12 protein-coding genes and 1 tRNA gene are annotated in these 11,951 nt (G+C 47.5%); 2 read left to right on the top strand and 11 right to left on the bottom strand.

The features are described 5' to 3' along the window. Positions 1-39 precede the first annotated feature (39 nt). On the top strand, positions 40-540 hold the full coding sequence (gene tadA, locus L6H98_RS30635; RefSeq protein WP_236421483.1) for a tRNA adenosine(34) deaminase TadA: 501 nt from the start codon (positions 40-42) through the stop codon (positions 538-540). A 32-nt stretch (positions 541-572) separates the two neighbouring features. Beyond that, positions 573-1,142, top strand: a complete 570-nt coding sequence (locus L6H98_RS30630; RefSeq protein ID WP_236421482.1) for a GNAT family protein — start codon at positions 573-575, stop codon at positions 1,140-1,142. Positions 1,143-1,209: 67 nt separating this feature from the next. Here the strand turns inward: L6H98_RS30630 and L6H98_RS30625 are convergent, their stop codons facing one another. From L6H98_RS30625 to guaB, 11 genes are all read right to left on the bottom strand, one after another. Further along, positions 1,210-2,250 (bottom strand): ABC transporter substrate-binding protein, encoded by a 1,041-nt coding sequence (locus tag L6H98_RS30625; protein WP_236421481.1) that lies wholly within the window; start codon positions 2,248-2,250, stop codon positions 1,210-1,212. Between the two features lie 100 nt (positions 2,251-2,350). Next, positions 2,351-3,220: an AraC family transcriptional regulator gene (locus L6H98_RS30620; protein ID WP_236421480.1), complete on the bottom strand. Its 870-nt coding sequence runs from the start codon at positions 3,218-3,220 to the stop codon at positions 2,351-2,353. A 155-nt stretch (positions 3,221-3,375) separates the two neighbouring features. Next, positions 3,376-4,470, bottom strand: coding sequence for a hypothetical protein (locus tag L6H98_RS30615; protein ID WP_236421479.1), 1,095 nt, complete (start codon positions 4,468-4,470; stop codon positions 3,376-3,378). Between the two features lie 260 nt (positions 4,471-4,730). Beyond that, positions 4,731-4,886, bottom strand: a complete 156-nt coding sequence (locus tag L6H98_RS30610; protein ID WP_236421478.1) for a small acid-soluble spore protein P — start codon at positions 4,884-4,886, stop codon at positions 4,731-4,733. A gap of 23 nt (positions 4,887-4,909) precedes the next feature. Then, complete coding sequence (locus L6H98_RS30605; protein ID WP_236421477.1) at positions 4,910-5,086, bottom strand: hypothetical protein; 177 nt, start codon at positions 5,084-5,086, stop codon at positions 4,910-4,912. Positions 5,087-5,111: 25 nt separating this feature from the next. Continuing rightward, complete coding sequence (locus L6H98_RS30600) at positions 5,112-5,453, bottom strand: hypothetical protein (RefSeq protein WP_236421476.1); 342 nt, start codon at positions 5,451-5,453, stop codon at positions 5,112-5,114. Between the two features lie 156 nt (positions 5,454-5,609). After that, a tRNA-Ser gene (locus L6H98_RS30595) sits at positions 5,610-5,698 on the bottom strand. Positions 5,699-5,847: 149 nt separating this feature from the next. Continuing rightward, the gene (gene serS / locus L6H98_RS30590) at positions 5,848-7,131 is read right to left on the bottom strand and encodes a serine--tRNA ligase (protein ID WP_236421475.1); all 1,284 of its coding nucleotides are present in this window, start codon (positions 7,129-7,131) and stop codon (positions 5,848-5,850) included. A gap of 263 nt (positions 7,132-7,394) precedes the next feature. Continuing rightward, complete coding sequence (gene pdxT, locus L6H98_RS30585) at positions 7,395-7,988, bottom strand: pyridoxal 5'-phosphate synthase glutaminase subunit PdxT (protein WP_236421474.1); 594 nt, start codon at positions 7,986-7,988, stop codon at positions 7,395-7,397. Between the two features lie 248 nt (positions 7,989-8,236). Further along, complete coding sequence (locus tag L6H98_RS30580; protein ID WP_236421514.1) at positions 8,237-9,565, bottom strand: D-alanyl-D-alanine carboxypeptidase family protein; 1,329 nt, start codon at positions 9,563-9,565, stop codon at positions 8,237-8,239. 519 nt (positions 9,566-10,084) lie between these two features. Beyond that, the gene (gene guaB / locus L6H98_RS30575) at positions 10,085-11,542 is read right to left on the bottom strand and encodes an IMP dehydrogenase (RefSeq protein WP_236421473.1); all 1,458 of its coding nucleotides are present in this window, start codon (positions 11,540-11,542) and stop codon (positions 10,085-10,087) included. Positions 11,543-11,951: the final 409 nt, after the last annotated feature.

The following is an 11,951-nucleotide window of genomic DNA, read 5'->3' as shown; positions in this document are numbered from 1 at the left end:
TCTTACATTGTTCTCTTCTGGAAGGAGTTTGACTAAAGCATGTTTGATCATTCCATCCCTACTGACTTCTCATCCTATTCCGAGGAGGAGCGGCATCAATTCTGGATGCGGGAAGCCATTGCCGAAGCACGCCAAGCCGAATCGCTGGGGGAAGTTCCGATCGGTGCCGTCATCGTTCAAAACGATCGTATTGTTGGGCGCGGTTACAACCTGCGGGAAACCACTCTCGATTCAACCGCTCATGCAGAGATGGTAGCCATTCGGCAAGCCAGCGAAACGATTGGTGCTTGGCGCCTATTGGACTGCAGCCTGTACGTTACGCTGGAGCCTTGTCCAATGTGTGCGGGAGCTATTGTGCAATCACGGGTGCCGCGCGTAATTTTCGGTACTGCCGATCCCAAGGCCGGTTGCGCTGGAACGTTGATGAATTTGTTGCAGGAGCCTCGTTTTAACCATCAAACCGAAGTCATCGCGGACATTTTGCAGCCGGAATGTGCCTCGCTTTTAACTGAGTTTTTCAGGCGATTACGAAAAAAATAACACTGGTTTATTTATGAAAGGACGTGCTGTATATGCCTTTGACCCTTTATGATACCCCTAACGGGATCCGCATGCGTTTGCTTACCACTTTGGATGCTGAGCCCTATTTGAACATGATCCGGGTTACTCGTGTCCCCTACCAAGCTGTCGAACCGATCCGAGACGACGAGTTTTACACATTGGATGCCCAGACCAGGCGTCTTGCAGATCGAATGAATGCGGCCGAACAAGGAACGGGGTATCAATTCGGGATTTTTTCGTTAGGCGACGACGCCCTCATCGGTCAGGTGAGTCTTAACAACGTCGTTCATGGCGTTGCCAACTATGCGGATTTGGGTTACTTTATTCACCCCGACTATCAAGGCGGCGGACGCATGACTGCGGCTGTCAAGCTGGCTGTAGCGTATGCCTTCCGGGCATTAAAGCTGAATCGTGTTCAAGCCGCCATTTTGCCTTCCAATATGGGGTCGCAGCGCGTACTGGAGAAGAACGGCTTTCAGGCCGAGGGCATCGCCCGTAAATATCTCAAAATCAACGGCGAATATCAGGATCACCGGATTTATGCTATTGTTGCTGAGGATCTGCCCGAAGAACACGAATGATCTTGTGAGGACATAAAAAACTGCACCCTCAACACAGAATTGTTGGCAGTGCAGTTTTTTTATGACGTTATTCGGCCTGGGCCGCATGGACGATCGCTTCTACTCCGTAATTTTTGCTAATAGGACCAAATCCGAATGCAATCTGTCCGTTTATTTTATACACATGTCCATTTCGGACGGCTTTGAGCCCCTTCCAGACAGCACTTTTTTCCCACTCATCGGAAACTGCCGGCAATGACGGGTCTTCCATATTGAAGTATCCCAGGAAGAGATAATCCGGATCGAGCTCAGCCAGCCCCTCCAGCGTTAACTCTCCAGCCTCGGTCGATGGCGGTGTCAATCCCAGACCTTCATAATACTCGGTAATATAGTCTTTCCCTTGCAGGTAAGCTTGTTTCTCCCGAATTTGCAGAAAGGCAACCGTGCCATCCATCGATGCCAACTTGTTCTTGCCCTCGGCCAGCTTGCCGTCAAAATCACTGATGTATTTCTGCGCTGTCTCTTCTTGTCCCAAAATGTTACCGAACTCGTTAATGGTGGCACGCCACTCCTTGAAAACATCGCTTTTGGTCTCATCTATAACAATGGTCGGAGCGATCTGGTCAAGCTGCTCGATAATATCCTTGTTGGTCTCGCTTCCGGCAATGATCAAATCGGGATCATAGGCGAGCAGTGCTTCCAGGTTAACCTGCGTATTTTCACCTACCACTTCGATCTGTTTCTTTCCTTCGACATATGGTTTATAAATATCGCTATCCAACAAAGATTGGTTCTTCGTAAATGGAAGCGTGATGGCGATCGAATCCAGCTCAAAAACCAACAGATCATCACTCAATCCCCAATGAGCGAGAGCTACCCTTTTCGGCTGCTGTTCCAACGTTACGCTTCCACGAGCATCCTGAATCGTACGTGGATAAGTTACGTTTGCCTCTTCCGTCGATTCCGGATCCACCGAGGTTTTCGAGTTTTCGGCCTTCTCGTTAGCGCTCTGTCGTGTATCTGTTTGCGTTTGACCCGATTCCGATTGTCCCGAGCAAGCCGCCAGCATGAAGACCAAAACGATGAGAGCAGCTAATAATCCTCTATTTTTATACTTTTTTCTGTACATCCGTATTATTCCTCCAGTGTGTATCGCACTCGAATATGATAACAATTATCATTATCAATTATACGGATGAAGCTTGTTTATACAATGGATATCGTCCGATTCAGGATGGATTTTTCCCTTCCCTACCCTTCTTTTTTATCTCGGAAGGCGCCAAGCCCATATGCAATTTGAAAACCCTGCTGAAGTAATACGGGTCTGCATAACCTACCTTGGCCGCAACCTCCTTTACGCTATAGTTGCCTACTTCAAGTAGTTCCCGTGCCCGATTCAAGCGATATTTAGAAAGGTAGCGCATCGGACCCATTCCCGAATACTGTTGAAATCTGTGAGAAAAATATTTGGATCTCATCCCGAACCTCGCCGCCAAGCCTTCCAGTGTCAACGGCTCCATGTATTGACGATGAATAAACTCCTGCGCCGCATTCATTATTCTGCCGCTCTCCCGATTCCGGGTGTTCCTTGATGCGCGCAGCACCGATTCGAGCAAACGATAGAACAATGTCTGTTTCTCCAACTGTTCCATATGCCCCGGCTTCGCAGCTACTTCAAGAAGGGCCAGCATCAGCTCTGCCTGCAGGCTCACCTCAGAGTCGTTCTGATCCATATTGATTTCCTGGATCATATGCGTATGGGCCGGATAACCCCCTCCCTCCATTAAGGATACTGGCATATAATGAATTAGTACATATTCGAAGTCTTCTTCCCCAACCTGAATTTCCAAATTCATATTCAAACCACCAATAAAGGAATTCCCGGGCTGTAGTGAAAGCCTGCACAGTTGGCCCTGAATATCCGTAAAACGAAATTCCGCCCGACCATTAAGCACCAAGAGCAATGCGCATTTCTCGGTTCGCTTTTCTTTGTGGCCATCATAGTATTTTTCTGCTTCCAGTAACGTGCGATAAACACCGTAAACACGAACAGGATGCCGGGCGAATTCCAGCGCAAGCTGTTCATCTCCAAGGGTCATGCTTGCCTTCTCCTTCCTGTTTCGTTGCGTAATATTGTTTTTATTTAGTTTATCTCTCGCCTTTCCCATTTGTATAGAAAAAAACCGCCTCCGTTCAAATGAAGGATCACTCCTTCATTTTACGAAAAGACGGTTTGTTTTTATTTCAGATAGGCTTAATAGCCGTAAGAACTATTCATCAGTTCTTCCAACTCATCCATTTTGATGACGTCATCGCCAGAAGGGATGTTAATTTGGAATGCTGGTTTTTCATTGATTTTCGTATACGTATTCGATGCGGTAAATGCAAGTTTGATTTCATCCTTCGTATCCGGATCTTTGATCAGAACGTCTGCATTCATTTTTTGGTATACCGGGAAGTCTTGTTTATCCAGAGCAAAATCGATGTTGAACGCATTGATGGTCAGTACATCTTTCAGTTTATCCAGATCCTTTTCCATCTCCGCTTTATCTTCCTCGGTCAGTTTCAAATCCGATTTAGCTTGATCGATATCTTCTTGCGTCAGTTGCAGCACTTCGCGATATTCGTCTTTGGAAATAATGTCGATCACTTTAGGCAAAGCTTTGGTTACCAATACGGTAACGGCTTCCTTCACGTTGTCATTGTTTACCGTGAATTGAACCACTTGTTTTGCATCTACGCCTTCAGGCAGTTTTGCATCCTTGGTGTCGAGGTTTTTGAAAAACTTGTTTTGGTCATACTCGCTAAGTACGGCATCCATCAATTCGTTGCTCAGCTTTTGCGTTTTGGCCGCATCCATCGCGCTTGGGTTCCATTCGGTACCTTCCTGTTCAGCAAGCTGCTTCAGGTCAATCTCGACAAATTTGTTTACCAACGTTTCCGGAATCGGCAAGAACGGAATGCTTGGAACCTTAACATACATTTTCTCCGCAGTTAAGACCATCGGGATGTTGAACGTCATGCCCATGTCGCCTTTAAGCTCGATGCCTAAAGTCATTTCGGTTTGCATTGGCTCAGCTTGGTATACACCCGTAATATTCAGCTGGGCATCCTTCAGCATGCTCATGAATTGAGTTACGGTCGGATCCTGCGTCGATTGGTCCTGTGGTTTATAGCTCAGTTCGTTAATGGTAAAGTTGGATTTCATCTCATACGAAGTCAGTTTGGATGCGTTCGCTGCTGCTGTTTTTAACGCTTCTTTCGGTTCTTGTTTGCTGCTGCATGCGGTTAATGCCAAAGATACCGTCAACAGCAATGTAAGAAGAAGCGCCCCCATACGTTTTGTCATTGATTTGTTTCTCTCCTCTCGTGTGTCTGCCCCCAAAAAAGCAATTCAAGTTCAATGATAAACCATAAATTGAAAAACGGAAACACATTTTGGGAAATTTGTGTCCCAACACGGAAAAATAGCTAGAAAGACCTATGTTAGGTTTAGGCGCGCACCGTTACCATCCCAAGGTATATGTATTAATACGCAAAAACTCTGGTTAGGTAACCAGAGTTTTATGTCTTGCTAAATATATAAAATCCGTTATATTTTGATTCTGCCTAGCCTTCAGGATTCAAGTGACCCACATGGTTCCGGTTTTTTACTTTTTTCGACCCGGATAATGGCTCTTGCATGGTCGAATCCTTGCGTGAATCCCGATGATTTTGTCCGGAATCTTGAGCTTCGGGTACGGGCACAGCCTTTGGTTTGCTCATATGGTTACCTCCAGTACAAGAGATTAGGAATGGGATGGGTCCATGTCTTCCGTTTTATCATGATTCAAGGAATCCTGATGGCGACGGTCGTTGGTATCCTGCTGTATCTGTTGGGCATGATGGCTATTGACGACAGTCTGCTCCAGATCGGCGGCAACGTTTTGCAAATTTTTGTCCACGCCTGCTTTGGCTTTGCTCAAGTTCCTCACTCCTTTGGATCACAAGTTATCGGTTCGTTTTCGACTGCAAAGACTGGGCACATTCATGGATGTGACGTTTATAGTCGTAAGCTAGTTCTTGTATGGATTCGGTGCGCTCATCGGTAGTTCTGCCATCCCGTTCAACGTCCACGAGCTGGACCTCGACTTCACGCGAGTCCACGTAAGCACATTTAAAGTCGAAGGAATACATCTGATGCCCTGCCGTCTCGATGTGTATGCGTATCGCTTGCTGATCGGCTTCATCGGCCATTACCTGTGCCTGATCGCCTACATTCAAGACCTGGGGCAGCACTTCCTGCCAAGCGTCCACAAGCTCATTTTGATCCATGTTCAACTCGCGGTTCATTATTGACCACCTCCACCCCTATAAGTTGCGGCGTTGAGCATGTTTTTATGCATCTGCTTCGAACGCGAATGGAAGGCTGCCGTTAGCGTTATAAAGCCAAGAAAATCAAAAAAGGATTCAGGCATATACGCCCAAATCCTTGTCATTATTATAAGTTGGCGGAGAGAGTGGGATTCGAACCCACGTGAGCTTGCACTCTAACGGTTTTCAAGACCGCCCCGTTATGACCGCTTCGGTATCTCTCCAGGTTATAAAGAACTATAAAGTTGCCACGAAACATATCATACCACATCATTATATGCGGAAGCAACCCTTTTACTTTGCTCAATGTGGGATTAAAATCCGGCGTTTTATTACGAAATGTTACGCCGGATCCCCACTTGGTTTTTATTGCCTACGAACGGCGGGTGATTACGCTAATGCCTCCCATATAAGGGCGAAGAACCTCAGGGATCACAACCGAACCATCCTCTTGCTGGTAGTTTTCCAGGATTGCTGCAAGGGTACGGCCAACCGCCAGACCGGAACCATTCAAGGTATGTACGAATTCCGGCTTCGCTTTAGCCTCCCTGCGGAAGCGGATGTTGGCACGGCGTGCCTGAAAATCCTCGCAATTGGAGCAAGAAGAAATTTCACGGTACGTATTGCTCTCCGGCAACCATACCTCTAGATCGTACGTTTTGGCAGACGTAAAGCCCATATCCCCTGTGCACAACGTCAAAACACGGTAAGGGAGCTCAAGCAATTGAAGCACGCGCTCCGCATTTTGGGTCATTTTCTCCAATTCCTCATACGAGGTTTCTGGCGTCGCGAGTTTGAGCAGCTCCACCTTGTTGAACTGGTGCTGGCGAATCAAACCGCGTGTATCTCGACCGGCGGAGCCAGCCTCGGAACGGAAACAAGAGCTGTACGCCACGAAATGCTTCGGCAGATCTTCCACGTTCAAAATTTCTTCGCGATGATAGTTCGTGACGGGAACTTCCGCTGTCGGAATCAGATAATATTCGGTATCCTTCAGTTTGAACAAATCTTCTTCGAACTTTGGCAACTGGCCTGTACCAAACAAGCTATCTCGGTTGACGATATAAGGAGGCAAGATTTCTTCGTATCCATGCTGATCGCTGTGCAGATCCATCATGAAATTGATCAGTGCACGCTCCAAACGTGCTCCAAGCCCTTTGTAGAAAGTAAACCGGGAACCTGTAACTTTCGCAGCCGCTTCAAAATCAAGGATGTTCAGCTCCTGCGCAATTTCCCAATGTGCTTTTGGTGTAAAAGAAAAGCTTTTCGGTTCGGACCAGCGGCGAATTTCCACATTATCCTCTTCGGATGCGCCCACCGGCACGCTCTCGTTTGGAATGTTGGGAATAGCCATGGTCAGGTCATTGATTTGGGCTTCCAGTTCGCGAACCTCTTCATCCATTGCTTTGATCCGATCAGAAACCTCACGCATTTCAACGATGAGTTCATCCGCATTCTCACGGTTTTTTTTGCGTTTGGCCACCTCGGCGGAAACGGTGTTTCGCTGGTTTTTCAACGCTTCGCTCTCCTGCAGTAGCTCGCGGCGCTTGGTATCCAGCTCGGTGAACCCCGAGATCAGGTCCAACGACTTGCCGCGGTTGTTAAGCGCTTCTTCCACTCGATTCAATTCATTTCGCAAAATTCTTACATCAAGCACTACTACCCCTCCTAAATCCTCCGCGTAATAAGCCCCTTACTCTTTTATCGGCATTATTAGGGAGCCCTTATAACTTCGCTTTTCATGGAACCAAAAAAACAACCTTTATCTCCCGGTGACAAGATACCCCACGCTGCGATCCCCGCTTTGTCTCATCAAGCAGATACGGGCAACATCAGGCATCTGATCACATACAATTCCTGAGCAATGGCATAACCATCACAGGGGTGATCGATATCGGGAGATCATAGGTTGTGCATTATTTATTCATGGTTAGGTACAGCATTCTTAGCGGAACGAGCCATGTCTACAAAATAAGCATGCAGACGATAATCGTCCGTAAGCTCCGGATGATAGGAGCATGCCAGCAAGTTCCCCTGACGAGCTGTGACGATTTCGTCGTTATAGGTGGAAAGCACATTTACCCCTTCCCCTACGCTTTCGATCAAAGGCGCGCGTATAAATACGGCCCTTACCGGTCCTTCAATGCCTTTGACAGGCAGATCCGTTTCAAAGCTCTCCCTCTGACGACCAAACGCATTCCGGGATACCGTCATGTCCATAAGGCCCAAGTGAGCCTCTTCCTGTCCAGCTATACGCTCTGCCATAACAATCAATCCCGCGCATGTGCCGAAAACAGGCTTTCCTTCAGCTGCAAAAGAACGAATGGCCTCCATAAAGCCGTATTTGCGCATAAGCTTGCCTATCGTCGTACTCTCTCCGCCAGGAAGGATCAGGCCGTCCAATTCAGCCAATTGCTCAACCTGCTTGACAGGTACGCCCTCTGCCCCGGCAAGTTCGATGCTGCGTATATGTTCGGTTACCGCACCTTGAAGTGCCAAAACGCCAATCTTCATTTTCGCATTTTCCTTCCCTTACATGCCACGATCCTGCATGCGCTCGGAAGGGGCAAGTTTGGAGATTTCATTACTGTGGTTAAGCTGGAAAATCATCAGATTATACGTAGAATCCTAACTTGATATTTTACCGGAAAACCAACCAAGTTACAATCCATCCGATCGAATAACACGCAAACGGCTGAAGGCTTATCCTCTGCTGCCACCTTTGCGTAATATTCATGGATGGTTCGGATCGGCCCTGCTCGTTAGAAGAGGTTCTTGATTCCGTCGAACAGATCAACGAAGAAATCTTTAATGGCACGGAAGAACAACCGGAACCATCCGCCTTTTTCCGCGTCTTCTGCCGTGATCAGGTTTACCGTTTTCTCCTGAGGCTCCATGCCGTCCGCTTTATAGGTGTAGGTTACCGTTCCAACCTTGGTTCCTGCTTTGATTGGGGCCACCAGTTCGTTATCGTTCGATACGTTCGTCTTGAACGTAACATCCAGGTTCTGCGTACCCTTCGGAACGACAAAGCTTACCGCATTATCGGTCACGACAGGAACTGTTGTTTCACTCCCCTTTTTAAGAGGAACGGATTCCAGACCGGTTACCTTCGTTTTTGCAGCAACTGCCTGCTTGACCTCAAAATTGTTAAATCCATAATCCAGTACCTTCCGTGTTTCCGTAAAGCGTGCTGCTTCAGAAGTGGTGCCCATTACTACGCTGATGTAACGCAATCCATTACGCTCAGCAGTTCCCGTGAAATTGTTGCCTGCTTTCGTAGTGTGACCTGTCTTCATGCCGTCCAAACCTTCGTAAGCAAAGCTTTTGAAGTTGGTGATATCTTTATTTGCTTCCAGCATCCAGTTGTAGTTAATGATTGGCGCCTTGTCGTTTGGACGGAATTTGTAGGATTGAATCGTCGTAAAATCCTTATAGTCCGGATGGTCTTTAATGATGTATCTGCATAGGATCGCCGCATCATACGCCGACATCACCGTTTCCTTGTCTTCGGCAGGACGGTAATCCTCCGGCATGTCAGCACGATCAAGACCTGTAGAGTTAATAAAATACGTATCTTTCATGCCCATACGCTGTGCTTCTTCGTTCATCATTTTTACGAACTCGGCTTCAGAGCCAGCGACATATTCCGCCAGCGCAACAGTAGCATCATTTGCCGAGCCTACGGCCATCGCGATGTACAGCTCCTTAACTGTATGCTTGTCCCCTTTGGCGAGAAAAATGCGGGAACCGATACTTTTTGCTGCGTTATCCTTAACCTCAACGACGTCATCCCAGCTGAATTTTCCTTGCTTGACCTGTTCAGCCACGATATATTCCGTCATCATTTTGGTCATGCTCGCAGGTGGCATAGCTTCATTCGCATTCACATTCAGAAGAACTTCCCCTGTGGAGGCCTCCATGAGAATCGCCGATTTAACCTTCAGCCCGAGGGAATCCACGGATGGAATCTGTGCTGCTTTTACCGTTTGTGTTTTGGTAGCTGCCGCAGTAAGAACCTGACCCGAATTATTCGCTGCCGCCATGACCGGCATGACCGCGGACATGCAGAGCATGTTGACCAGCATCATCGACGCTACGCTTTTTTTGAGCAATTGGCGTTTATTTTTATTCGTTCGTTTAGCTTTCAATGTAGTAAATTCTCCCTTCACATCCGAAGCTGTGGAACAGCTTGAACTGTGATATTTTTTTGCCCTGAACCGTGCAGATGTTGGTGTGAATCTTTTTCTTTGTATATGCGCTGTATCGAAAGAGCGATGCCGTCGCTCTGAAAGTACAAGATCGATCGTCACTTAATCAGCATATCTACATGCTTATGTAGAAGGACATATGCGCTTCATAATGATAAAACAGAAACTGCATCGGTGCTCTTAATAAGGCCCATGCAGCAAGGACTTCAATAAACGAGAAACCCTTCATAAAAACGCCACAGGCTTGTCCGGGCAATTTTAACAACAATGTCGCTTCGCCCTCGTTTGCCCAATGGTCCGTAACCACCCTTACTATTCTATCACAGGGGTATCCGCAAAAAAAGACAAGCCCGGCGAAAATCGCCGAGCCTGCCTTGGGAATAAATGACACCCTTCTGATTACAAGGAGTAGTTAGGTGCCTCTTTTGTAATTTGTACATCATGCGGATGGCTTTCGCGAAGCCCTGCTCCGGTAATGCGGATAAACGCCGTATCGTTGCGCAGCTGCTCCAGGTTGCTTGTCCCGCAGTATCCCATACCGGAACGCAGACCTCCGATCAACTGGTGAATCGTATCCGAGATCGGCCCTTTGTAAGCAACGCGGCCTTCGATCCCTTCAGGAACGAGCTTTTTGTCGTCATCTTGGAAGTAACGGTCCTTACTGCCTTGTTTCATGGCAGCGAGGGAACCCATTCCGCGATATACTTTAAAGCGGCGTCCTTGATAAATCTCCGACTCGCCCGGGCTTTCTTCCGTACCTGCAAACAGGCTTCCCAGCATAACTGCATGAGCCCCGGCAGCAAGAGCTTTTGTAATCTCGCCGGAATATTTGATCCCGCCATCGGCGATGATCGGTACACCGTATTCGCGTGCAACCGTTGCGCAATCGTATACGGCCGTTACTTGCGGAACGCCGATTCCCGCGATAACACGGGTTGTACAGATCGAACCCGGGCCGATACCCACTTTGACTACCGAAGCACCTGCCTCGATCAAGTCGCGTGTTGCATCACCCGTTGCAACGTTGCCTGCAACAATGGTCAGGTTCGGGAAACGTTCACGCAATTGGCGAACCGCATCTAGGATATTAATGTGATGACCATGAGCGGAATCAACCGTAATCAGGTCCACGCCGGCTTGTACCAATGCTTCGGCACGTTCGAACGTATCTTTGGAAATGCCGATCGCTGCGCCGACGAGCAGGCGTCCTTGAGCATCTTTGGCTGCGTTCGGGAATTGAATTGCTTTTTCGATATCTTTAATGGTGATGAGCCCTTTAAGGGTGTTCGTCTCGTCCACCAAAGGAAGCTTCTCGATCTTATGCTTCTGCAGAATCCCCTCGGCTTCTTGCAGCGTTGTGCCGACAGGAGCAGTTACCAGGTTTTCACGAGTCATTACATCATTGATTTTGATTCCGTAATCGTGAATGAAACGCAAATCGCGATTTGTCAAAATACCGACCAGCTTTTGATCGGCATCCACGATCGGCACACCGGAAATCCGGTATTTAGCCATAACCGCTTCGGCATCGGATACCAGGTGATCGGCAGTGAGAGAGAACGGATTGGTGATGACGCCACTCTCGGAACGTTTAACACGGTCCACTTCTTCAGCCTGTTGTTCGACGGACATGTTTTTATGGATGATACCAATGCCGCCTTCCCGAGCGATGGCAATTGCCATTGTTGCTTCTGTTACGGTATCCATCCCGGCACTGATCAAAGGGATGTTCAATTTCACGTTATCGCTCAAACGAACGGATACGTCTACTTCTTTAGGCAGTGTCTCGGATTTCCGTGGCACCAGCAAAACATCGTCGAAGGTCAAGCCTTCCTTACCAAATTTGTCTTCCCACACGCGGGTGTTCCTCCTTAATATGTGCTCTGCTTTACGGTCCAAAATCTGTTGATTCCAGGCTGTATGTTCCTAAAAAGTACGTTACTTAAAAATTTATTATTGCCATGATAGCAAAGCGCTATTTAGACTGTCAAGGAAAACCGCCCTCTTCTATAGGGTGTACTGTCTGTTGAACACATATGTATGTACACTGAGGACAAATGAAAAGATGAGACAAATTACCGTTCCAATTGGAATGGTATGTTTGTCAAAATGTACTATATAATAAGGCCTTTTTTTGATGAATAAATTCACTAAATATATCTATAAAAAAATAAAAACCACCGCCGATTACATCGGCAGTGGTTCTTCGCTTGGCGGCTTCCTACTCTCCCAGGACCCTGCGGTCCAAGTACCATCGGCGCTAGAG

The organism is Paenibacillus sp. JJ-223 (assembly GCF_927798175.1).
Classification (GTDB): Bacteria; Bacillota; Bacilli; order Paenibacillales; family Paenibacillaceae; genus Paenibacillus; species Paenibacillus hubeiensis.
This window is presented reverse-complemented; position numbering and strand designations above follow the sequence as displayed.